Source organism: Pseudonocardia sp. HH130630-07, from assembly GCF_001698125.1.
GTDB lineage: Bacteria > Actinomycetota > Actinomycetes > Mycobacteriales > Pseudonocardiaceae > Pseudonocardia.
The window spans coordinates 2308848-2331946 of sequence record NZ_CP013854.1; the positions used below are offsets into that span (position 1 = coordinate 2308848).

At 74.2% G+C, this 23099-nt stretch carries 20 protein-coding genes and 1 pseudogene; 5 read left to right on the forward strand and 16 right to left on the reverse strand.

Annotation, left to right across the window (positions count from 1 at the left end):
- Nucleotides 1–1398, reverse strand: a complete 1398-nt coding sequence (locus tag AFB00_RS11200; protein WP_156819487.1) for an aminotransferase-like domain-containing protein — start codon at nucleotides 1396–1398, stop codon at nucleotides 1–3.
- Between the two features lie 247 nt (nucleotides 1399–1645).
- Between AFB00_RS11200 and AFB00_RS11205 the strand changes: the two are divergent.
- A pseudogene (locus tag AFB00_RS11205) lies at nucleotides 1646–2263 on the forward strand (GNAT family N-acetyltransferase); the annotation flags it as partial.
- 189 nt (nucleotides 2264–2452) lie between these two features.
- Here AFB00_RS11205 and AFB00_RS11210 read toward each other — a convergent pair.
- The 8 genes from AFB00_RS11210 to AFB00_RS11245 all read right to left on the reverse strand — a co-directional run bounded on the left by AFB00_RS11210 (nucleotide 2453) and on the right by AFB00_RS11245 (nucleotide 11378).
- Nucleotides 2453–3601, reverse strand: coding sequence for an N-acetylmuramoyl-L-alanine amidase (locus AFB00_RS11210; RefSeq protein WP_068797173.1), 1149 nt, complete (start codon nucleotides 3599–3601; stop codon nucleotides 2453–2455).
- 219 nt (nucleotides 3602–3820) lie between these two features.
- Entirely contained in the window at nucleotides 3821–4144 is a 324-nt protein-coding gene (gene trxA, locus AFB00_RS11215) for a thioredoxin (protein ID WP_068797174.1), read from the reverse strand.
- Nucleotides 4145–4180: 36 nt separating this feature from the next.
- Complete coding sequence (gene trxB / locus AFB00_RS11220) at nucleotides 4181–5182, reverse strand: thioredoxin-disulfide reductase (protein ID WP_068800215.1); 1002 nt, start codon at nucleotides 5180–5182, stop codon at nucleotides 4181–4183.
- Between the two features lie 178 nt (nucleotides 5183–5360).
- A complete protein-coding gene (locus tag AFB00_RS11225) occupies nucleotides 5361–5813 on the reverse strand; it encodes a hypothetical protein (protein WP_068797175.1) in 453 nt (150 codons plus the stop codon).
- Between the two features lie 125 nt (nucleotides 5814–5938).
- Complete coding sequence (locus tag AFB00_RS11230) at nucleotides 5939–6457, reverse strand: sigma-70 family RNA polymerase sigma factor (RefSeq protein WP_068797176.1); 519 nt, start codon at nucleotides 6455–6457, stop codon at nucleotides 5939–5941.
- 72 nt (nucleotides 6458–6529) lie between these two features.
- Nucleotides 6530–8362, reverse strand: a complete 1833-nt coding sequence (locus tag AFB00_RS11235) for a protein kinase family protein (protein ID WP_068797177.1) — start codon at nucleotides 8360–8362, stop codon at nucleotides 6530–6532.
- A gap of 203 nt (nucleotides 8363–8565) precedes the next feature.
- Nucleotides 8566–10890 carry a DUF6049 family protein gene (locus tag AFB00_RS11240; RefSeq protein WP_068797178.1) on the reverse strand — a complete coding sequence of 775 codons (2325 nt, stop codon included), beginning with the start codon at nucleotides 10888–10890 and terminating at the stop codon, nucleotides 8566–8568.
- A complete protein-coding gene (locus AFB00_RS11245; RefSeq protein WP_068797179.1) occupies nucleotides 10887–11378 on the reverse strand; it encodes an NUDIX hydrolase in 492 nt (163 codons plus the stop codon). The genes AFB00_RS11240 and AFB00_RS11245 overlap by 4 nt, the downstream gene beginning before the upstream one ends.
- A 267-nt stretch (nucleotides 11379–11645) precedes the next feature.
- Between AFB00_RS11245 and AFB00_RS11250 the strand changes: the two genes are divergently transcribed.
- Together AFB00_RS11250 and AFB00_RS11255 are read left to right on the forward strand one after the other, a co-directional pair.
- Entirely contained in the window at nucleotides 11646–13046 is a 1401-nt protein-coding gene (locus tag AFB00_RS11250) for a CCA tRNA nucleotidyltransferase (RefSeq protein WP_231974427.1), read from the forward strand.
- Between the two features lie 248 nt (nucleotides 13047–13294).
- Nucleotides 13295–13891: a YqgE/AlgH family protein gene (locus AFB00_RS11255; RefSeq protein ID WP_068797180.1), complete on the forward strand. Its 597-nt coding sequence runs from the start codon at nucleotides 13295–13297 to the stop codon at nucleotides 13889–13891.
- Nucleotides 13892–14074: 183 nt separating this feature from the next.
- On the opposite strand, the gene AFB00_RS33960 is transcribed toward AFB00_RS11255, so the two are convergent.
- Nucleotides 14075–14545, reverse strand: a complete 471-nt coding sequence (locus AFB00_RS33960) for an SdpI family protein (protein ID WP_068797181.1) — start codon at nucleotides 14543–14545, stop codon at nucleotides 14075–14077.
- A gap of 225 nt (nucleotides 14546–14770) precedes the next feature.
- On the opposite strand from AFB00_RS33960, the gene leuS reads away from it, so the two are divergent.
- Nucleotides 14771–17632, forward strand: a complete 2862-nt coding sequence (gene leuS, locus AFB00_RS11265; RefSeq protein ID WP_068797182.1) for a leucine--tRNA ligase — start codon at nucleotides 14771–14773, stop codon at nucleotides 17630–17632.
- A gap of 6 nt (nucleotides 17633–17638) precedes the next feature.
- Here the strand turns inward: leuS and AFB00_RS11270 are convergent, their stop codons facing one another.
- Genes AFB00_RS11270 through AFB00_RS11285 form a run of 4 tightly spaced genes read right to left on the reverse strand, consistent with a single transcriptional unit; the run spans nucleotide 17639 to nucleotide 20308 of the window.
- A complete protein-coding gene (locus tag AFB00_RS11270; RefSeq protein WP_068797183.1) occupies nucleotides 17639–18094 on the reverse strand; it encodes a HEPN domain-containing protein in 456 nt (151 codons plus the stop codon).
- Complete coding sequence (locus AFB00_RS11275; protein ID WP_068797184.1) at nucleotides 18091–18849, reverse strand: UPF0158 family protein; 759 nt, start codon at nucleotides 18847–18849, stop codon at nucleotides 18091–18093. The genes AFB00_RS11270 and AFB00_RS11275 overlap by 4 nt, the downstream gene beginning before the upstream one ends.
- A gap of 20 nt (nucleotides 18850–18869) precedes the next feature.
- Nucleotides 18870–19328, reverse strand: a complete 459-nt coding sequence (locus AFB00_RS11280) for a DUF1707 SHOCT-like domain-containing protein (RefSeq protein WP_068797185.1) — start codon at nucleotides 19326–19328, stop codon at nucleotides 18870–18872.
- A gap of 20 nt (nucleotides 19329–19348) precedes the next feature.
- Nucleotides 19349–20308, reverse strand: a complete 960-nt coding sequence (locus AFB00_RS11285; protein WP_068797186.1) for a DMT family transporter — start codon at nucleotides 20306–20308, stop codon at nucleotides 19349–19351.
- 82 nt (nucleotides 20309–20390) lie between these two features.
- On the opposite strand from AFB00_RS11285, the gene AFB00_RS11290 reads away from it, so the two are divergent.
- Complete coding sequence (locus AFB00_RS11290; RefSeq protein ID WP_068797187.1) at nucleotides 20391–21299, forward strand: LysR family transcriptional regulator; 909 nt, start codon at nucleotides 20391–20393, stop codon at nucleotides 21297–21299.
- On the opposite strand, the gene AFB00_RS11295 is transcribed toward AFB00_RS11290, so the two are convergent.
- Together AFB00_RS11295 and AFB00_RS34760 are read right to left on the reverse strand one after the other, a co-directional pair.
- Entirely contained in the window at nucleotides 21268–21990 is a 723-nt protein-coding gene (locus AFB00_RS11295) for an SDR family oxidoreductase (protein ID WP_068797188.1), read from the reverse strand. The two genes, AFB00_RS11290 and AFB00_RS11295, sit on opposite strands and share 32 nt — an antisense overlap.
- 180 nt (nucleotides 21991–22170) lie before the next feature.
- A complete protein-coding gene (locus AFB00_RS34760; protein ID WP_231974327.1) occupies nucleotides 22171–22791 on the reverse strand; it encodes a C40 family peptidase in 621 nt (206 codons plus the stop codon).
- Between the last annotated feature and the right edge of the window lie 308 nt (nucleotides 22792–23099).

Genomic DNA, 23099 nt, shown 5'->3' on the forward strand with positions numbered 1-23099 from the left:
TCAGTTGGTGTCCGGGGACGGACTCTGCGGCCCCCGCCGCAGCTCCGGTCGCGTGGGCGTCCCGAACGTCCGGACCACGTCGAGCTCGGCCTCCAGTACGGCCGCCAGCCGCCGCACGCCCTCGGTGATCCGCTCGGGCGTCGGGTAGCAGAACGAGAGCCGCAGCTGGCGGCTACCGAACCCGTCGGCGTAGAAGCCCGTTCCCGACGCGTACGCGACCCGGGCCGTCACCGCCCGCGGGAGCATCGCCTTGGTGTCGATGCCCTCCGGCACGGTGACCCAGACGAAGAACCCGCCGTCCGGCGAGTTCCAGCTGCACCCCTCCGGGAGGTAGGCGTCCAGCGCCGCGAGCATCGCGTCCCGGCGCTCCCGGTAGTTCTCGCTGAACGTCTTCACCTGGCTGCGCCAGTCGTGGTGCGAGAGGTAGCGCGAGACCAGCATCTGCGTGAACGACGGCGGGCAGAGCGTGGCCGACTCGGCCGCGAGCACCAGCCGGTCCCGCACCAGCGGCGGCACCAGCGCCCAGCCGACCCGCAGCCCCGACGCGAACGTCTTGGAGAACGAGCCGAGGTAGATGACGTCGGCGTCGTAGGACCGCAGCGCCGGGTGGTGCTCCCCGGTGAACCCGAGCAGGCCGTACGGGTTGTCCTCGACGACCATCACGCCGTACCTGCGGCAGAGGTCGAGGATCCGCGGGCGCCGCTCGTGGGTGAGCGTCACGCCGGCCGGGTTGTGGAAGTTCGGGATCGTGTAGAGGAACTTCGGTGTGATCCCCTGCCGGGCCAGCGACTCCAGTGCCTCCTGCAGCAGCTCCGGGACCAGCCCGTGCTCGTCCAGCGCCACGTGCACGACGCGCGCCTGGTACGCGGCGAAGCTGCCCAGCGCCCCGACGTAGGACGGGCCCTCGGCCAGCACGACGTCACCGGGGTCGACGAAGATCCGGGTGATCAGGTCGAGGGCCATCTGCGAGCCCACTGTCACGACGACGTCGTTCGGGTCCCCCTCGATGCCCTCCTCCCGCATGACCTCGCAGATCTGCTCACGCAGCTGCGGGACGCCCTGCGCCGAGCCGTACTGCAGCGCGGACATGCCGTCGGTCTCGACGAGGTCCGCGACCTCGGTCGCGAGTGACTGCAGGGGCAGCGCCGCCAGGTTCGGCATCCCACCGGCCAGCGACACGACCTCCGGCCGGCTCGCGACTGCGAACAGCGCCCGGATCTCCGACGCCGTCATCCCCGCCGTGCGGGTGGCGAAACGCTCGGTCGGCGGCTGCAGCGCCGACGACGATCGCGGGGCGGGCTCGACCGTGCCACCCTCCGCTGCCGCTGCCGCTGCGGCCGCCGCCTCGGCCGCGGTGCGGCGGGCGTCGGGCTGCTGCGGGCGGTCGGGCGAGGTCATCGGAGTGCTCCCCTTCGACGGAACGAGTGGTGGAGCGAGTGTAACCGCGACGGGTGAGCGCCCCGCCCTTCGTCGTGACGTACGTACCGGTGAACCGCTCCGGGGTGACGCGGCGGCGGAAGTCCGCTTACGCTCGATGACGTCGGGGTACTGGGTTCGGGCGGAGCCACGGTGCCGGACCGGGGAACGGCTCGGGCCCCGCACACGGCGCGGTTCCCGCGCGACTACGACGGCCGGAGGTTCTTCCTTGTCCTGGCATGTGGCCGCGCTCAATCTGGACAATCTGGGTGATCTGCCCAAGCGTTGCCGGAACTGCGTCTACTGGGAGCTGTCGCCGTCGCTCGCCGAGCAGGCCGACGGCTACGGCACCACGGACCTGGAGAAGGAAGCCTGGCTGTCGGAACTGTTCCTGGAATGGGGATCGTGCGGCCGGGTCGTGTACGTCGGCGGCGCGCCGGCGGGCTACGTGCTCTTCGCTCCCCCGGCCTCGGTCCCGCGGGCGACCGCGATGCCGACCGGGCCGGTCAGCGCGGACGCCGTCCTGCTGACCACGATGCAGGTCGTCCCGGAGTTCGCCGGCGAGGGGCTCGGCCGGGCACTGGCCCAGGCCGTGGTGAAGGAGCTCGTCCGGCGCGGTGTGAAGGCCGTTGAGGCGTTCGGTGACGCCCGGCCCGGCACCGAGGCCGACTGCGTCGTCCCGGCGGACTTCCTGCGCTCGGTGGGCTTCAAGACGGTCCGCCCGCACCATCGCTGGCCGCGGCTGCGGATGGAGCTGCGCGCGGGTATCGAGTGGAAGTCCGACGTCGAGGCCGCGCTCGAACAGCTGTTCAACACGGTCACGATCCCGATGCAGGCGCCGGCGCTCGCCCCGACCCGCACCCCGGCCCGGGCCGGTCGGTGCCAGACCTCGTTCCTGCCCTCCGCGGACGACGGCTCCGCAGGGGACGAGCGAGACGGCAGAGGCGATCTCAGGGCCTGCGGAACGGGCCGCTGAACGACGTTCGGCGCCCCGGTGGGTCACCGGGACGCCGAAGGTGGAACAGCCCGCAGCGGGCTACACAGCCCGGATCTGCTCGCGGGCGAGCACGTCGTTGAACGTGAAGGTCCCGGTGGGCTGGTCGTCCTGCCCGAGCAGGTACAGCCGCTTCACCGCGACGAGGATGCCCTCGGCCACCACGTCCCGGAAGCCGGGGTCGAGCAGCTTGCGGCGGTCTCCGAGGTGCGTGAGGTACCCGGTCTCGATGCGCACGGTCGGCATCCGGGTCCGGCGCACCATCTCCCAGGTGCACGGCTGGCTGCGGCAGTCGACCATCGACGTGCGGGTCAGCAGCTCGCGCTGGATCAGACCGGCGAGCGCCCCACCGACGTTGGACGTCGTGCCCGATCCGTTGCCGAAGAAGTAGGTCGCGAGGCCCTGGGCGTGCGGGCTGAAACTGGCGTCGGTGTGCAGCGACACGACGAGATCGGCGCCGACGTCGTTCGCGAACTGGGCCCGCTCGGCCTCCGGCGGGTTGCCGGTCTCCGGCCGGGTCAGCAGCGCCTCCATGCCGGTCGCGGACATCCGCCCCACCAGCCGCCGGGCGAGGTCCCACATCAGGTCGGCCTCGGTGACCCCGCCGACCTCGACCCCGCGGTCGGGTCCGCCGTGCCCGGGGTCGATGACGATCCGCTTGCCGCGCATCCGGGGCCCGGCCCGGCGCAGCAGCTCCTGCTCGCGCAGCAGGTGCGGGCGGCCACCGGTGACCTTGCGCCCCAGCTGGCGCAGCGCGCGCAGGGTCTCCGGGCCGCACATCCCGTCCGGGACCATGCCGTAGTCGCGCTGGAAGCGCATGAGCGCCTGCTCGGTGCGCTGGTCGAACGCTCCGCTCGGGCGGCCCGGGTCGTACCCCAGCTCCAGCAGGCGTTCCTGGAGCATGGCGACGTCGTCACCCGTGGTGGGGGTGGAGAGGGTGAACGACAGCATCCGGTCGCCGAGCGACCAGCCGGCCTCGCGCAGGGCGCGCGCGGTGTCCGGGCCGACGACGCCGTCGGTGATGAGCCCGCGCCGTTGCTGGAAGACACGGACGGCGTGGTCGATCTCGTGGTCGAACGCCGTCGATTCGGGCGACTCCGCGGGCAGATCGGGCAGCAGGCCGAGCTGCCGCAGCGTCGCTCGGATCTCGCGTACGGCAGGACCTGAGTCCCCGCGCCGGAGCAGCTGCATGCACCCCTCGCTCGTTGTCGTCAGGCACACGTGCTGCCTGTGGTCGGTCGGCCCCGCTCGGTGATCCCGGGCGGTCGGCCGCGGACCATTGTGCCCTGCCGGACCGACCGAGGAGTGCAGCGGGGCGCATACGCGCGTGTCCCGGTTGTGATCAACCGGGACACGCAGCGTGACCTCGTTGCGCTAGTACGCGCGCGGCCCCGAGGTCGGGGCGGTGCATCAGATGTGGTCGGCGAGATCGGCCAGCAGGGCCGCCTTCGGCTTCGCCCCGACGATCTGCTTCACCGGCTTGCCGCCGCTGAAGAGGATCATGGTGGGGACCGACATGACCTGGTAGTCGCGGGCGACCTCGGGGTTCGCGTCGATGTCGAGCTTGGCGACGGTGAGCTTCTCGGTGTTCTCGCCGGCGATCTCGTCGAGCACCGGGGCGACCATCTTGCACGGGCCGCACCAGGTGGCCCAGAAGTCGACCAGGACGGGCTTCTCGCTCTTCAGCACGTCCTGGTCGAACGAACTGCTGGTGACGTCGACGGTGTTGGCCATGGTTTCTCCTTCGGTTCGGACCTGGTCGGGGAGCTGTCAGTGCACGGCTTCGGCGACCGCCGGGCTGTCGGCGCCGTACCCGCCACCGGCGAGTTCGGGGCTGACGGGGTGCCCGGCGAGCCAGCGCTCGGCGTCGATGGCGGCCGAGCAGCCGCTGCCGGCGGCGGTGATGGCCTGCCGGTAGGTGTGGTCGACGAGATCGCCGCAGGCGAAGACGCCCGGGACGTTCGTGTAGGTGGAACGTTCGTCCACCTTCACGTAGCCCTCGTCGTCGGTCTCGACCTGGCCGGCGACCAGCGCGCTGCGGGGGTCGTGGCCGATCGCGACGAACATGCCGGTCACGTCGAGGGCGTCGGTCTCCCCCGTCGTCGTGTCGCGCAGCTGCAGCTGCTTGACCGACCCCTCACCGGTCACCTCGGTGACCTCGGAGTTGGTCCGCCAGCGCATCTTCGGGTCGTTCTGGGCCCGTTCCAGCATGATCCGCGACGCCCGGAACTCGTCGCGCCGGTGGATCACCGTGACGGTCTCGGCGAACCGGGTGAGGAACGTGGCCTCCTCCATCGCCGAGTCGCCGCCGCCGATCACCGCGATGTTCTGGTCGCGGAAGAAGAAGCCGTCGCAGGTGGCGCACGAGCTCACGCCACGGCCGAGCAGCTCCTGCTCACCGGGGACGTGCAGGTAGCGCGGCGCGGCACCCATGGCGAGGATGACGGCCCGGGCGCGGAACGTGTCCTGCCCGACCCGGACCTCCTTGACGTCCCCGTCGAGCTTCACCGCGTCGACGTCCTGCGGGCGCAGGTCGGCGCCGAAGCGCTTCGCCTGCCCGCGCATCTGCTCCATGAGCTCGGGGCCCATGATCCCGTCGGTGAAGCCGGGGTAGTTCTCGACCTCGGTCGTGGTCATCAGGGCGCCGCCGAACTGGCTGCCCTCGAACACGACCGGCGCGAGCTGGGCGCGGGCGGCGTACACCGCGGCGGTGTAGCCCGCCGGCCCGGACCCGATGATGATCAGGTCGTGCACCGTGTCGTCGGTGGTCACCGGTACCGATACCTCCTCCGCGCGCCCGTTGACCCCGGGCGCGATGGCGGGGCCCGTGGATCCGGCCGTCCGGTCGGATCCGGCCTCGTTGCTGCCGTATGGCTCGAACGCGATCCTAGTCAGGGGCATTCCCGGTCCGGGCGGCGCCGAACCCGGCGCGGTCCCCGGTCGCCGGGGCTCAGCCCGTGCCGGTCCCGCCGAGTACCCGGGCCGATCCCGGACGGCAGCCCGGCGGCACGACGACGGTCCGCTCCCGGCCGGGAGCGGAGGTGCCGAGGACGACGAGCAGATCCGGCCCGTCCGGGCCGGGATGCGGCCGGGTGTCGAGCACCGGTGCTCCCGGATCGTCGATCCCCGCGGACGCGAGGCAGGCCCGGATCCGGCCGGTTCCCGCCGCCGCGCGGTCCCCGTCCACGGCCCCCGTGACCGGTTCCGGTCCGGTGCCGGGACCGTTCAGAACCGGGATCGCGACGAGCCCGACGACGGCGGCCGCGGCGAGGAGCACCGTCGTCCGGCGGGTCCGACGCGGGATCGCCGGGCGCCCCGGTGCCGCCCCGGCGGCGAGCCGGGTGCGGATCCGGGCCGCGACGTCGCTCGGCATCGGGACCGGACCGGCGGCGACCACGAGCACGTCCCGGAGCGGGTCGGACCGATCATCGTCTTTCTGACAGTAATACTGAGCGGCAGCTGAAGACTGGTAATCGTCGATCCCATGAGAATCTGGGCGATAGTTCTTGTCGTTGTCACGATATGTGCTCAACGCTCCTCCTCACGGGTCCGGGCGAGGATCCCGGTCAGCCGGGCCCGGCCACGCGCACAGCGACTCTTCACGGTCCCCACCGGCACCCCGAGGATCTCGGCCACCTCCGCCACCGGGTACCCGAGCGCCTCGACGAGGACCACGGCGACCCGCTGGTCGAGGGGCAGCCGGGCCAGCGCCTCGTCCACGGTCAGCCGGATCAGCAGACGCCCGGACGGGTCGGCGGACACCGGCGTCCCGGTGAACCCGGCCCGGCGCCGGCGCCGGGCCGCGCGCATCCGGTCGATGCACCCGTTGACCAGGATCCGGTGCAGCCAGGTACCCGCCGACGCGTCACCCCGGAAGCCGGGCGAGCGCAGCGCCGCGAGGAACGCCTCCTGGACCGCGTCCTCCGCCTCCGTGGGGTCCCCGAGCATCCGCAGGGCCACCGACCACAGCCGGTCGGCGTACCGCCGGAACACCTCGTCCAGGTCCGGCGGCGCCGCCGTCGGGGAGCCGCGGTCGACGGAGGTCACCGGGGCACCGTAGGGATCCCGGGTGGATCACCACCGGCGTTCCGGCGAGCCGGGTCGCGTTCGCGAACGCGGCTACTGGACGGCGCGCTCGAAGGAGAACTCGCCGATCTCGGTCTGGTTGCCGGGACCGAGCGTGGTGATCCACAGCAGCACGTTCTCGGTCGGCATCGCGCCGTCGAGCGGCACCTCGGTCTCCCCCTGCTGCAGGGTGGCCGTCGCCACGACCCGGGTGCTGTCGAGGTCGGCGCCGGGCGAGGGCGCGGTGCGCACCTCGACCACCGTGCCGGGGCTGTCCGAGTCGATCGTGAGCCGGGTGACCGGCTCCGGCGCGTCGAACGACGCCATGATCCCGATGCCCGGCTTGAGCGCGGGGAACGGCTGGAAGTAGCGGCTCGTCGTCCAGGTCGTCGTGGGATCGCCGTCGACCACCCGGTCGACCGTCGCGGCGTTGTCGGCGTCCCCGACCGGGTCGAAGACCTGCACCGACACGTTCGCCACGGCGCTCGTCGCACCGCCGGGACCGGGGGCGACGCCCTGCTCCTGCTGCTGTTCCGCCGCGGGTGGCAGGACGACGGGCGGGCCGCCCGAGCCCCCGAAGAGCGCACCGAGCTGGACCGACAGGTAGCCGAGGACGACCAGCACGCCCACACCGAGCACGGCGAGACCGATCCGCAGGTTGCGCCGGCGCTGCGGGTCGTGCCGGGTGTCCGGGAGCCGGTCGGAGTCCTGCCAGACGTCGTCCGGGTCGGAGGGGGCGCCGTCGTGCGCCGGGGGGAAGAACGCCTGGTCCGCGTCCTCCGCGACGACGTCGGCCAGCATCCGCTGCATCGCCGCCGCGGTGTGCACCCGGCCGAGCCCGTCCCCGGCCTGGCCGAGGGCGCCCATGCAGACGGTGTCCAGCTCCAGCGGGACACCGGGGCGCAGCGCCGAGGGGGCCTGCAGCCGACCGGCCGAGGACCGCTCCGCGGCGACCAGGCCGGCCCGGGCCGCGTCGGCGACCGAGAGCGGCCAGCGCCGGGTCAGCAGGCAGTAGAGCAGCCCGCCGAGGCCGCGGACGTCGTCCGCCGCGGACACCGACGGCCGTGGGAGCAGGAACGCGAGCATGGCCCGCCCGTCCGGCGTGATCCGGATCCGCTGCGGGTGGTCGCAGCCGAGCACCAGGCCCTGCTGGTGGGCCTCGGTGGCCGCGGCGGCGAAGCCCTCGGTGGCGGCGGCGGCGCGCTGGGCCCGGACCGGTCCCTCGGCCACCGTCTCGGCGAGCGAGCGGCCCGGGACCCATTCGGCGACGGCGGCGCCGAGCACGTCGTGCGGGAGCCCGTGCGTCCCCGGGGCCAGCACGTCGAGCAGGCGCGCGGTGCCGCGGTGCTCGAAGCAGCCGGACCGCAGCGCCCGCACGATCATCTCCCCGGCCCGGGCGGTGCCCTCCGGATCGTCGGAGCGGTCGTCGGCGGGCATCCGGCGGAGCAGGGTGACGCCGACCGAGCGGCGCAGCACGGTGTCCTCGGCGCGCCAGAACTCGGCCCCGGCCGCGGGATCGGACCCGATCCGCTGCCGCAGGACGTACCGGTCGGTGAGGTTCGATCCGGCCGCCGTGACCGGTGCGTGGGTCACGGTGAGCTGCTCGGTGGGCCCGGCCTGCGCCGGGACCCTGGCGGTGGGCGGGTCGAGCGGGGGCCGGGCATCCGGCTCGGCCGCCGGGGGTTCGGCGGTGCCGGAGCCCTCCGGTGCGGCCGGCTCCGGAGCCGCGGGCACGGCCGGTACGGCCGCGGTGGGCTCGGGCGACGGGTTCCGGCCGGTCGTGCCGACGCTCTCGGTGCCCTCGGCACCGGGATCGGACGACGTGGTGGGGCCGGATTCGGACGGGGCGTCGGTTCGGGCAGCTCGCTGGTCGGTCTGCCCGTTCAACGGCTTCGCCCTCCCTCGGCGCCTGCTCTCGTTCCGGCGCTCAGCTTACGGCACCCCGTCGGGTCCGGACGAGGTGCGGACCGTGCTCATGACCCGTATGCCGTGACTTCGGTCCCCGACCGCCGGGGGTTTGCCCGGTAGGCGACTGATTGCGCCCGACGAGCCGGATCGTGCGACGAGCGGTCGACACGCGTCGCCGTGTGTCACGGCCGGGTGGTGTTCCCGGTCCGGTCGCCGGTCCCCGGGCGGGCCGGGCCGGGGGCGCCGGACGGGTCCGGGTGCTCGGGCACCGGCGCCGCGTCGCCGCCGGAGGGCACCGGCCCGGCCGGCCCGCCGGGCGCCTCCGGGGCCCCGTTCCCCCCGGGCCCGGGAGGACCGCCCGGCCGGCCGGAGCGCCCCGCGGACCGGATGCGCCGGACCACCCGCCGTACCACCAGGACGACCAGCACCGCGCCCGCCGCGGCGGTGAGCCAGCCGGTGACCGTCCCGTAGACCGTGGAGCGCACCCGGAGCCGGGTGTCCGGGCCGAGCACGGCACCGTCCGGGGTGCGCAGGCCGGCGTCGACGCTGAACTGGCCGGACCGCGTGACCTGCGCGCTGATCCGGACCTGCACCCGTCCGGACGGCGGGACCGGCTGCACCGGGACCGGGTTCACCCGCAGCCCCGCGGTGCTCGACAGCACCACCCGGACGTTCATCGTGACCGGCAGCCCGTTCGCGACGGTGACCAGCAGCGGGGCGTCACTGGTCCCCAGCGAGTAGGGGCTGGGCGGCTGGACCACCCGCACCGAGGCCCGGATCTGCTCGATCCGCTCGGCGACCACCCGGCCCTCCCGCTCGGCCCGGTCCGGATCACCGCGCCACCAGGACGACGCGGCCCGCAGCGTCCCGAGCACCAGCGGGTCGAACACCTCGGTGATCGTGGCGCCGACACCGGTCCGCGGCTCGGCGGCGCTGCGCAGGCTCTCGATCGTCCGGATCTGCTCGCCGACCGTCTCGATCACCGGGCCGGGGATCTCGGTCGCGCCGACCTGCGGCGGGTAGAACAACCGGGCGTCGGTACCGGCGGTGCCCGGACCGGTCGCGATGCCGCCCGCACCGGCGGGGACGAGCCGGCCGTCGTCGATCAGCGTGGCCAGCGCGGTGAGCGCCCCGATGGCCGTCGCGCCGTCGGCGTCCCAGCGGTGCGGCGGCGCGACGAGGACCGGGCCGGGCCCGGGGTCGTCGTCCGCGACGCGGAAGGTGAGCGCTCCGGCGAGGTCCTGGCCGGCGAGCCCGCCGCCGTCACCGACCTGCAGCGCGACGCCGGGTGGCTCGGCCGCGGCCTCGGTGAGCAGCGGGTCGGACAGCGTGGCCGTAGCCGGGGCCGCCGGGTCGCCGAGCCGCACGACACCGGACCGGTCCGGGCTGCTCACCCCGTCGGTGGAGAGGACGAGGGCGACGCCGCCCAGCGCGTCCAGGGTCGGTTCGTCCAGCACCCCGTCGGTGGGCCAGACCAGGTTCTCGACGACCGGCGTGTCCAGCGCCCCGGTCAGGTTCTCGCGGCCCCGGGCGAGCGCGGTCCGGGCGAGATCGGCCCGGCCGCCGCGGACGAGACCGACGAGATCGGCGTCGGCGGGCGGCAGCGCGACCACGCAGGTCCCCCGGGCCGCGGACTGCACCATGGCGAGCCACCGCCCGGCGGCCTCGGCCCCCCGGCCGGGTGCGGTCGCGCCGTCCGGACCGGTCACGACCTCGTAGCCGCCCTGCATCGCCGTGGCCGTCGCCACCAGCTCCGGGTCCACCGCGAGGCACAGGGCCGCGCGGGCGGGGGATCCGGCCGGGGCGGCGCCGGACACCGCCTCGACGAGCCCGTACAACCGGCCGCCGGGGGCGAACGACACCGCGAGGTCGTCGTCGGTGAGCAGCGGGACCTGGCCGGGCACCGGCGGCAGCCGGCGCGGCGCGTCGGTGATCGGGTAGAGCATGGTGACCGGCCGTGCCGGCGGGCGCGGGGTCCCGCCGGGCTGCGGGTCCCCCGGCAGCGACGAGACCGGGAGCACCGTCCGGACCTCGGCGAGCCGGGACGCGAGCCCGTCGACGGTGCCGTTGAGGTTCACCAGCAACGGGTAGGCGCCCGGTTCGGGCAGGGCGAGCGTGGTGCCGGGTGCACCGGTCAGCGGCACCGCGTACCGGAACGGGATCGTCGCGCCCGGTGCGAGCGTGCCGATCGTGGTGAACGGCGGCACGGCGTCGTCGACCGCGGGCTCCCCGGCGAACGTCGCGCGCACGCCCGCCTCGTCGGCCGCCGCGGCCCCGCGCTGGACCCGTACCGACAGCTCGTCGACGGGCCCGGTCCCGGTGTTGGTGATCGATCCCGTCACGACGAGCTCGGGCGGCCCGGTCGCGGTGACGACCCGTGGCGACATCGCGTCGACGTCCAGCCGGACCGGTGCCGCCGGCTCCTGGGCCCACGCCGGCGCGCTCGGGAGCACCACGGCGGCCAGTGCGACGAGCACGATCGCGACCAGGGCCGCGATCCGGTTCACGCCGTCTCCTCCAGCAGGTCGGACGCGTGCCGGATCAGCCGGCGCTCGTCGGCGTAGGCGAGCCGTCCCTCCAACTCGCCCAGTGGCACCCAGGCGACCTCGGACACCTCGACGTCCTCGTCGGAGAGCTCGCCGCCGAGCGCGCGCATGAGGTAGTGGTGCACGGTCTTGTGCACGCGCCGGTCCTCGGCGACGAACCAGAAGTCGATGGTGCCCAGGGGTGCCAGCACCTCTCCGATGATGCCGGTCTCCTCCTGGACCTCGCGCACCGCCGCCTGCTCGGCCGTCTCACCGGTCTCGATGTGCCCCTTGGGCAGCGACCACAGCAGCCGGCCCCGCCGGTCGAGCCGCCCGATCAGCGCCGCCGCCCCGGTCTCGGGATCCACGACGAGACCACCCGCGGAGGTCTCGTCCACGGTGCGCAGGCGGCGCCGGTCTGCGGAACGCCCCGCGCGGCGCCCCCCGGAGCGGCCGCGGGAGGTGGACATGTGGCGATGGTAACGAGGAGGTGGCCGCCCGGGGGTCCGGACGAGCACTCGACGGCGTGTGTCACCCGGCCGCGGTGCCGTGATCTGCGTCCGCGGCACGTCCGGGGGCCGGATCCCCCGGGAGACGTCCGGGCGCGTTGCCTACACTGGCCCGTCGTGTCCTCGCCCTCCGCGACCTCACGACCGACCCGAACCGCGAGCCGGCCGCCCGGCGGCGGGGCGGACCCGGACGAGCTGCAGCGCTCCCAGGAGAATGCCGTGGTCCAGATGCTCGACGTGCCCGCCGTCGCCGATCGGCTAGCGAGCCGGTTCGCCGAGCGCGGCCACCTGCTCTACCTGGTCGGGGGCAGCGTCCGGGACGCGTTGCTGCGCGGCACCGGTGTCGCCGACCGGGACTCCGGGGACCTGGACTTCACCACCGACGCCCGCCCGGAGCAGATCCTGGAGATCGCCCACGGCTGGGCCGACGCGGTCTGGGACACCGGGATCGCGTTCGGGACCGTGGGACTGCGTCGCGGCGACGAGATCTGCGAGATCACCACGTTCCGCGCCGACACCTACGACGGGGCGTCCCGCAATCCCGAGGTCCGCTTCGGCGACACCGTGGAGGGCGATCTCGTCCGCCGGGACTTCACGGTGAACGCCATGGCGGTCGAGCTCACCGGCCCGCAGCGGCGGTTCGTCGACCCGCACGGCGGGTTCGCGGCGCTGGCCCAGGGCCTGCTCGACACCCCCGACCTGCCGGAGCGGTCGTTCGCCGACGACCCGCTGCGGATGCTGCGCGCGGCCCGGTTCGTCTCCCAGCTCGGTTTCACCCCGGCCGGCCGGGTGACCGAGGCGATGACCGGCATGGCCGGGGAGCTGTCCCGGATCACCGCGGAACGGGTCCAGGCCGAGTTCTCCAAGCTGCTCCTCGGGGCCCACCCGCGCCGCGGGATCGAGCTGCTCTGCGACACCGGCCTCGCCCGGCACGTCGTCCCGGAGGTCCCGGCGATGCAGCTGGAGACCGACGAGCACATGCAGCACAAGGACGTCTACACGCACTCGCTGGTCGTCATGGAGCAGGCGATCGACCGCGAGACCGACGGCCCGGACCTCACGCTGCGGCTGGCGGCGCTGCTGCACGACATCGGCAAGCCGGCCACCCGGCGCAAGGAGCCCGACGGCCGGGTCTCGTTCCACCACCACGAGGTGGTCGGCGCGAAGATGACCCGCAAGCGGCTGCGTGCGCTCAAGTACCCCAAGGCGCTGATCGACGACGTCTGCCAGCTCGTCTACCTGCACCTGCGCTTCCACGGTTACGGCAAGGGCGAGTGGACCGACTCCGCGGTCCGCCGGTACGTGACCGACGCGGGGCCGCTGCTGGAGCGGCTGCACCGGCTGGTCCGGTCGGACTGCACGACCCGTAACCGCCGCCGGGCCGCCGGGCTGCAGCGCAACTACGACGGGCTCGAGGACCGGATCGCCGCGTTGCGTGACCAGGAGGAGCTGGACGCGATCCGGCCGGACCTCGACGGCAACCGGATCATGGAGCTCCTCGGGATCCCGCCGGGCCCCGCGGTCGGGAAGGCCTACCAGCACCTGCTCGCGCTGCGGATGGAGCACGGGCCGCTGGACCCGGAGCGGGCCGAGGCGGAGCTGCGCGCCTGGGCGGCCGAGAACCTCTGATCGTTCACACGTCCGTACTACACATCTGTATTACACGGATGTCTGTTCGGCAGTCAGGGCGCGCGTGTCCGAGGCGGGTCATACGTTCGTCCAGGACGGACGTATGGCGTCGTCGTCGACCCGCTGTGGATCCCGTGTCACGCCCGGTAGCCGCGAGCGGTGCGCGGGCGATGCCGTCATTCGGTCGGGTGACGTGATCCGTACGGGTGCCGGCACTCCACGGGGGCCGACAGTGCGAACATGGGTCCGTGCGGGAACACCGCGCCACGAGAGGCGCCGCCCTTCCCCCGGTCACACCGGGCAGTCTGCTCGTCGCCGCCCCCGGACTGGGTGACCCGAACTTCGCGCGGACCGTCGTCTACATGATCGAGCACCGGCCGCACGGCAGCCTCGGCGTCGTGCTGAACCGGCCCGGGCCGGCCGCGGTGCGGGAGGTACTGCCCCGCTGGGCCGGCCTCACCAGCGATCCCGGTTCGATGTTCGTCGGCGGCCCGGTCGAGGCGCAGACCGCGCTCTGCCTCGCCACGCTGCGCACCGGGGAGACCGGGCGCGGGCTCGCCGGGCTGATGCCGGTCCGGCCGCCGGTGCAGCTGGTCGATCTCGACTCGGACCCGGCCTCGCTCGCACCGCGGCTGCGGGGGCTGCGCATCTTCGCCGGTTACTCCGGATGGGACGCCGGCCAGCTCGGTGGCGAGATCGCCCGCGGTGACTGGTTCGTCGTCCCGGGGCTGCCGGACGACCTGCTGACGGTGGCGCACGACCGGCTGTGGGAGCGGGTGCTGCGCCGCCAGGGCATCCCGCTCGCGCTGCTCGCGACGTTCCCGCTGGACCCGGCGCACAACTGACGCCACCGGCGTCGCGATCACCCCGTCCGGAGCCGGGCAGGTGCGCGAGCGCCGCTCGGCGGGGTGCGGCCACCGAGCCCCGCCGCTCAGCGCGCCGAGACGTGGCTCGGCGGGTCCCGGTGGACGTCTCGGGCCCGCCGACGTGCACCTCGGCGCGCAGGCCGTGCCGCGGGTGGGGCCCGGTCAGTTGGTGGGAGCGTCCGTGGAGGCGGGTGCGGAGCCCGACTCGATCGCGTCCCGGCACCCGGCGACCAGGTCGCAGCCGCCGCACACGCCGCCGCACACCGGGGCCGGCGCCTGCGCGGCGACCGCCGCCTCGGCGACCCGCCCGCCGAGCGCCCCGCCGATCCCGGCGAGCACCACCAGGCCGACCGCGGAGATCCCGCCGAGGACCCACGACGTCGCCCCCTCCGGGGCGAACAGCAGCGCGGCTCCCCCGGCCAGCCCGATCACCCCGGCGGCCCCGAGCGGACCCGCCGCGATCCGGTTGGCCAGCAGGAACGCGTCCGCGGTGCGGAGGCTGGCCGGCGTCCGGACGCCGACGAACCGGTTGCGCGGCAACCGGCCGGTCGCGCCGAGGGCGGCGAGCACGACGAGCACCACCCCGGCCAGCAGGAGCAGGGCGGCGACGATCAGGCGCACTGTGGTGGGCACGTGACCAGGGTAGAACCCGGCTGAGCCCGGACGCCCGCCCCGGCTACCCTGGTCACATGTGCACGGCTCGCCGACTTCCCGGCGCCGCGTCGTAAGCACGTTCCGCTCCGGGCGGACCGATCGGCGCGGCGAGGATCCCTCGTGCCCGCGCGGCACGGGCGGTCGCAGCGTGTTCTCCGGCCCGGACCGGGCCGACGCAACAGGTTCCCCCGAGGTGAGACGGACATGAGCACCGAGATCAGCACGGCTCCCGCGGAGCGCTCCGCCGACCGGCCCGCGTACCGCTACGACGCGGAGATGGCCGCGCGGATCGAGCGCAAGTGGCAGGACGTCTGGGAGGCGGAGCAGACCTTCCGGGCGCCGAACCCCGGGGAACCGGGCTCGGAGAAGCCGAAGTACTACCTGATGGACATGTTCCCGTACCCGTCCGGGGCGGGCCTGCACGTCGGGCACCCGCTGGGCTTCATCGGCACCGACGTCCTGGGCCGCTACCTGCGGATGACCGGGCACAACGTGCTGCACCCGATGGGCTTCGACGCGTTCGGGCTGCCCGCCGAGCAGTACGCCGTGCAGACCGGGACGCACCCGCGGACGACGACCGAGGCGAACATCGCCCGCTACCGCGAGCAGCTGCGCCGGCTGGGCCTGGGCCACGACCCGCGCCGCTCGCTGTCCACCACCGACATCCCGTTCTACCGCTGGACCCAGTGGATCTTCCGGGAGATCTTCGAGTCCTGGTACGACGCCGCGATCGGCCGGGCCCGCCCGATCGCCGAGCTGCGGGCGGAGTTCGAGTCGGGCGAGCGGGCGACGCCGGACGGGCGCCCGTACGGCGACCTGACCGAGGGTGAGCGCCGGGCGCTGGTCGACGGGCACCGGCTGGCCTACATCTCCGAGGCGCCGGTCAACTGGTGCCCCGGGCTGGGCACGGTGCTGGCGAACGAGGAGGTCACCGCCGACGGGCGTTCCGAGCGCGGCAACTTCCCGGTCTTCCGCCGCAACCTGAAGCAGTGGATGATGCGGATCACCGCCTACGCCGACCGGCTGGCCGACGACCTGGACCGGGTCGACTGGCCGGAGTCGGTCAAGGCGATGCAGCGGAACTGGATCGGCCGGTCCTCCGGCGCCAGGGTGCGGTTCGCGGTGCCGGGCGGGTCCGACGCGATCGAGGTCTTCACCACCCGTCCGGACACGCTGTTCGGTGCCACGTACATGGTGCTGGCACCGGAGCACCCGCTGGTGGAGAAGATCGTCCCGGCGGCCTGGCCGTCGGCGGTCGAACCCCGCTGGACCGGCGGCGCGGCCACCCCGGCCGACGCCGTGTCGTCCTACCGGGCCGAGGCCGGGCGCAAGTCCGAGCTGGACCGCCAGGAGAACAAGGACAAGACCGGCGTCTTCACCGGCGCGTACGCGGTGAACCCGGTGAACGGCGAGTCCGTCCCGGTGTTCGTGGCCGACTACGTGCTGATGGGCTACGGCACCGGCGCGATCATGGCCGTCCCGGCCCAGGACCAGCGCGACTGGGACTTCGCGACCGCGTTCGGGCTGCCGATCGTGCGCACCGTCGACCCGGGCGCGGACTGGGCGGGCGAGGCGTTCACCGGTGAGGGCCCGGCGATCAACTCGGCCAACGCCGACGTCAGCCTGAACGGCCTGGGCGTCGTCGACGCCAAGCGGACGATCATCGACTGGCTGGTCGCCCAGGGCACCGGCGAGGACGTCGTCCAGTACAAGCTGCGGGACTGGCTGTTCTCCCGGCAGCGGTACTGGGGCGAGCCGTTCCCGATCGTCTGGGACGAGCACGGCCCGGTCTCGCTGCCCGCGGACCGGTTGCCGGTCGAGCTGCCCGACGTCGACGACTACGCGCCGAAGACCTACGACGCCGGCGACGCCGACAGCGAGCCGGAGCCGCCGCTGTCGCGCGCGAGCGAGTGGGTGAACGTCGAGCTGGACCTGGGCGACGGGCCGAAGGCCTACCGCCGCGAGACGAACACGATGCCGCAGTGGGCCGGTTCGTGCTGGTACTACCTGCGCTACCTGGACCCGGAGAACTCCGAGCGCTTCGTGTCGCCGGAGGCGGAGCGCTACTGGCTGGGCAAGGACCCGGAGCGCGCGGCCGACGACCCGGGCGGCGTCGACCTGTACGTCGGCGGTGTCGAGCACGCCGTGCTGCACCTGCTGTACTCGCGCTTCTGGCACAAGGTGCTGTTCGACCTGGGCCACGTGAGCAGCGAGGAGCCGTTCCGCAAGCTGTTCAACCAGGGCTACATCCAGGCCTGGGCCTACACCGACTCCCGGGGCATGTACGTGCCCGCCGAAGAGGTCGTCGAGGACGCCGGTCCGGACGGCACCCCCCGTTTCACGTGGAACGGGGAGCCCGTCACCCGTGAGTACGGGAAGATGGGCAAGTCGCTGAAGAACGTCGTGACGCCGGACGAGATGTGCGACCGCTACGGCGCGGACACGTTCCGGCTGTACGAGATGTACACCGGGCCGATGGAGGCGAGCCGGCCCTGGTCGACCCGCGACGTCGTCGGGCCGCAGCGGTTCCTGCAGCGGGTGTGGCGCAACCTGGTCGACGAGGGCACCGGTGCGAGCACCGTCGTCGGGACCGAGCCGTCCGAGGACGTGCTGCGGGCGCTGCACCGGACCATCGCGGGTGTCCGCGAGGACCTGCCCGCGCTGCACTACAACACGGCCGCGGCGAAGCTGATCGAGCTGAACAACGTGCTGACCAAGCGCGGCACCGCGGTCGAGCGGGACGTCGCGGAGCCGCTGGTGCTGATGCTGGCCCCGCTGGCCCCGCACATCGCCGAGGAGCTGTGGCAGAAGCTGGGTCACGACGGCTCGCTGGCGCACACCCCGTTCCCGCAGGCCGACGAGCGGTACCTGGTGGACGAGAGCGTCGAGTACCCGATCCAGGTCAACGGCAAGGTCCGGTCCCGGGTGACCGTCGCGGCCGACGCCGGGCAGGACGAGATCCGAGCGGTCGCGCTGGCCGACGAGAAGGTCGTCGCGGCACTGGCGGGCGCGGAGCCGAAGAAGGTCATCGTGGTCCCGGGGCGCCTGGTCAACATCGTGCGCTGATCCCGGTCAGCCCCGCTGGTGCCGGCGGGGCGGCCGGGCGGGCCGGCGGGTCGCCCGGCCGGTCGGGTCCGGTGGTTCGCTCAGTGCCGGCTCCGCCAGCCAGTTCTCGACGGCGTCGACCACCCGGCCGGCGTCGTCGAGCGCGGCGAGTGCCTCGCGGTCCGGGGCCGGGGCGTCGGAGTGGTCGGCGAGGGCGCGACGGTTGAACAACGAGCGGAGCAGCCGTCCCGCCAGCGGATCCAGCGACCGCTCCCGGACCGCCCGCCGGACGAACGCGCTGACGACGTCGGAGTGCCCGGCCCGGGTCTCCCCGAGCACCAGCAGCGCGGCCTCGGCGGCGCGGAAGGCGGCGTGGAACGCGCGGGACACCGCGGCGTCGGCGAACCCGTGCTCGGCGAGCACCCGGGCCCCGGCCAGCTCGGCGCGGGCCCGGGCGATCCCGGACCGGGGCGGTGGTCTCATCGCACCCGCACCGCCTCGGCGCGGGCCCGGAGCACCGTGGGATCGCCGGAGGAGACGAGCTCCCGCTGCCCCACCGGCAGGACGCTGATCGTCAGCCCGCTGCGCTCGGTGTGCTGCCAGAGCACGTCGTCCATCGTGCGCAGCTCCTCCCACGGCAGGACCGCGGTGGCGGCGTCGTCGAGGACGACGAGCAGGTCCACCGCGGACTCGACCGATCCCCCGCCGCTGGCCCAGGACCCGAACAGCAGCACCTGCCGCAGCCGCGGGCCGTAGAGCGCCACGAGGTCGTCGGCGACGGCGGCCGGCACGTCGTCGTTGGACGGGTCGGGATCGGGATGGCGGGCGCGGAGCCGTTCCGCGTCCGCGGCCGAGACCAGGCCCGCGTCGAGCAGCCAGTCGATCGCCCGGCGCCGGGAGCGGGCGTCGCGGAAGCGGTACCACTGGTCGCGGACCTCGGGGAACTCGAACAACGTGTTCTTGAACCTGCGGAACGCGCCGCGGCCCTCGATCGCCTGGTCGAGCAGGGCCGCCGCCCTCCGGTGCTGGACGGCGGAGGTGAACTCGGACATGTCCCGGTAGGACTCCCGGCTGGTGACCGACTCGATCTCCACCAGGCCCGCGGCCACCGGCCCGTCGCCGGGGGCGTGGACGACCACCTCACCCGTCGCCGGGTCGAGGAACCGGCCGGTGCCCGGCGTCCGGTCGTCGAGCGCCTCGGCCAGTGCGGCCAGATCGACGCGACCGGGATCGAGCATGGCCCGAGCCTAGTGCCCGGTCAGCCCTTGTCACCGTCGTCGTCGCCGCTCCAGAACAGGCCGGCCAGCAGGATGACGCCCCAGATGCCGAGCGGCCAGATCGGCCAGTAGAACGGGAGGCCGTCGGAGCTCAGGGCCTGGATCCCCCAGATCCCGGTGAGCAGCACGGCGACGCCGCCCCAGGACCGCCACTCCGCGAGGTAGGCCCGCGTCTCCTGAGCCTTCTCGGTCTCGGCCCGCTCGGCGCGCACCGCGGGCAGGTCGGTCCGGGCGACGACCGGGAGGTCCGCGACGACCCGGTCCAGGTCGGCGCGGACGGTCGCGGCGTAGGCCTGCTGCAGCCGCTCGTCGTACTCGGTGAGGGAGAGCCTGCCCTCGTCGTGCGCCAGCTTCAGCCGCTCGGCGGTCTCGGCGCGCTCGGCGTCGGACACCCGGACCAGAGCTGCGCCGTCGGTCCCGTCGGCCTGCTGCTCCCCCATGCGGCGAGTCTATCGGCGGTTCAGGGGGTGGGGATCCGTCGTTCGACCGATCCGGTGTCCGCCGGGACCGGTGCGGCCGCCCGCGGCCGGTTCCGGGTCGCGACGGCGACGCCGGCCAGGCACAGCGCACCGCCGGCCAGCGCGAGCAGCGCCGGGACCTCGCCCAGCAGCACCCAGGAGAGTCCGACGACGATCGGCGGCACCGCGTAGGTGGCCGCGGCGAGCCGCCCGGCGGTCGTCCGGGACAGGGCGTATCCCCAGGTCAGGAACGCGATCGCGGTCGGGAAGACGCCGAGGTAGACGGTCCCGGCGACCGCGGCGGCCGGGGCGACGGCCAGCTCGCCGAGCAGGGCCGGGAAGAACGGGAGGAGGCCGACGGTCCCGGCGAGCGCGCCCAGCCAGGTGAGGGTCAGCGCGTCGATCCGGGCGAGCAGCCGCTTCTGGGCGACGGCGGCCCCGGCGTAGGTGAGCGCGGCGAGCAGCCCCAGCACGATCCCCGAGGTCTCGGTCCCGCCCGCCGACGAGGTGACGGCGATGAGGACGACGCCGCCGAACGCGACCGCCATCCCGGCCAGCAGCCGTCGGGGGAAGCCCTCGCCGAGCAGCAACCCGGCCAGTACCGCGACGACCACCGGCGCGACGTTGACCAGCAATGACGTCGTGCCCGCGTCGAGGTGCCGCTCGGCCGCGTTCAGCGCGACGTTGTAGACCCCGAACCATCCGGCGCCCCACAGCACGACCGCGCCCAGCAACCGGCCCCGCGGCAGCCCGGCACCCACCGACCGCAGCCCGGCCCGGCGCAGCCGCACCGCCAGCACGATCACGGTGAGGGTGAGCGAGCCGGCCAGCATCCGCCCGAGAGCCAGGGCTCCCGGCGAGAGGTCGTGGCCGACGGCGCGGATACCCACGAACGCCGAGGCCCAGAGCACGACGGTGGTCGCCGCGGCGGCGACGGGGAGCAGTGACCGGGAGGAGGACATGACCCCAGCCTGCGGCACCTGACCATTCAGTACCAGCGACTGTTCCTTCTCCTGGATTCAGCACGGCTGTATCGTTGGGCGGGTGCTCGATACCCACCGGCTCCGCGTCTTCCGCTCCGTCGTCGCCAGTGGCTCGGTCCAGGGCGCGGCCTCCAACCTCGGCTACACCCCGTCCGCGGTGAGCCAGCACGTCACCGCGTTGCAGCGGGAGACCGGGCTGGCGCTGTTCGAGCGCGCCGGCCGGGGGCTGCGCGCCACCGCGGCCGGGCTGGTGCTCGCCGAGCAGACCGACGCCATCCTCTCCCGGCTCGGCGAGGCCGAGGTGGTGGTCGCGGACCTGCGCGCCGGGCGGACGGGCGCGCTGTCGCTGTCCTACTTCGCCTCGGTCGGCGCGGCCTGGCTGCCCGGGGTGGTGCGCCGGATCGGCGCGGACTTCCCGGGCGTCCGGCTGGACCTGGCGTTGCGGGAGTGGCTGCCCGACGATCCGGCCGACCGGTCGGACGTGCAGATCGCCGTCGAACGGCCGGACTTCGCGGCGTGGCCGGGGTTCACCGTGCACCACCTGCTGGACGACCCGTACGTCGTCGTCCTGCCGCAGGGGCATCCGCTGGCCGGCCGGGACGAGGTCGAGCTGGCCGAGCTGTCGGCCGAGCGGTGGGTGGACAACGACTTCGCCCGCGGCTGGTGCCGGCGCAACCTCGTCGAGGCGTGCACGGCCGCCGGGTTCCGGCCGCCGTTCCACGTGGAGGCGCACGACTACTCGACCGCGATGGCGTTCGTCGCGGCCGGGATCGGGATCACCGTGCTGCCCGAGCTCGGTGCCGCCCGGCGCCCGGCCGGGACGTGCGCGGTGCCGGTGGTCCGGCCGGTGCCGGTGCGGTCGATCCTGGCCGTGGTGCGCGACGCCGTCGCCCACACCCCGCCGGTCCGCGCCGCGCTCGAGGAGCTGCGGGCGGTCGCTAGCCCTGTGGCCGCACCACGATCTCGGTGAGGTGCGCGTCCGGCGTCGCGGTCAGCGCGGCGAGGACCGCGGCGGCGACCGACTCGGGGCGGAGGAACCGCGACCCGTCGTACTCGCCGCCCTCGTGCGCGACGACGGCGCGCTGCATCGCGGTGTCCACCCGGCCGGGGTGCACCGAGGTCACCCGGATGCCGTTGCCGGACTCCTCCGCCCGCAGCGCGTCGCCGAAGGCCCGCAGCGCGAACTTGCTCGCCGCGTAGGAGGTCCAGCCGGGGCGGGCGGCGAACCCCGCACCGGAGTTGACCAGCACGACGTCGGCGCCGCCGTCGGCCCCCGCGGCCCGCAGCGCGGGCAGCAGCAGCCGGGTCGTCTCGGCGACCGCGACGACGTTGACGTCGAGCTGCCGGCGCCAGGCCCGGGCCGGGGTCTGCTCGACCGTCCCCAGCTCGCCGGTGCCCGCGGAGTGCACCAGCGCGTCCAGCCGGTCGATGCCGGACAGGGCCGCGGCCAGCGCGTCGTCGTCGGTGAGGTCGACCGGCAGCGGGGTCACGGTGACCGGACCGGCCTCGGTGAGACCGTCGGCCACGGCGGCCAGCCGCTCTTCGTCCCGCCCGCCGAGGATGAGGTCGTAGCGCGGGGCGAGCAGCGTCGCGACGGCGGCACCGATCCCCTGCGAGGCTCCGGTGACGAGCGCGACGGGACGGCGGGGAGCAACGGTCATGCCCCGAACCTACGGCCCCTCCCCCGGTGCCACTCATGGAGCTTCGGCCTCGTGTGACGAGGCTGAAGCTCCATGAGTACCTGCCCGGGATGTCGCACTCATGGAGCTTCGGCCCGGCCTGGCGAGGCTGAAGCTCCATGAGTGGAGAAAGGGGGGCGGGGTGTGGAAGGAGGAGGAGGGTCAGATCCGGCGGGCCGAGTTGAACGGCATCCGGTCCATGTCCGAGACCTTCACCGGCTCGCCGCTGGTGGAGGCGTGCACGATCTGGCCGTCGCCGATGTAGATGCCGACGTGGCTGACCGGGCTGTAGAAGAAGACCAGGTCGCCGGGCTTCAGCGCCGACTTCGAGACCTTCTGCCCGGTGCCGGCCTGGGCCCGGCTGGTGCGCGGCACGTCCGAGCCCGCCTGGGCGTAGGCGTAGCTGATCAGCCCGGAGCAGTCGAACGCGCTCGGGCCGGTGGCGCCCCACCGGTAGGGCTTGCCGATCTGGTCCATCGCGGTGGACAGCGCGCTCGAACGCTTCCCGGCGGCGCGGGCCGCGGGATCGGCGGCGCGCGCCGCGGCGGCGACGTTCTGCACGGCCGGCCCGCCGGTGGTGAGCGGGAGGACGGTGGCGGCCGGGGCGACGTCGCGGGCCACGGTGGCGGCGGTCGCGACGGCGGGGGTGGCCGCGGGAGCTGCGGTGGCGTCCGGCGCGGGGGCCGCGGTGGCGGCGGGGAGCACGGACAGTGCTGCGGCGGCCGCGGCCGTGGAGGCCACGACGGCGACGCGGAGCGCCGGAGCGGTGGGTCGCTGGGGCACGGGGAGAGTCCCTCGGGGTTGCACCGCCGGGGGACCGTCGAAGGGGGCGGCACGACCGTGAAGGGGGGAGTGCGCGCGTCGTGGGGGACGACGTCACGCCGGCCGTGCAACCCGCCCGCGTCGCCGCCCGGCGGAGACCCTGCGCCCGGCACCCCGGATGGGCGTCGATCGCGCAAGGCCGCCGGGGAGATTACGAACAGGTATCGAAGAAATGAATGACGTGGCGCACAATCAGTGCATGACTGCGCTCACGACGATATTCGGGATTGTTCCACACTGGGAACGTCCTGGTTCGGAAACGGCTCCGC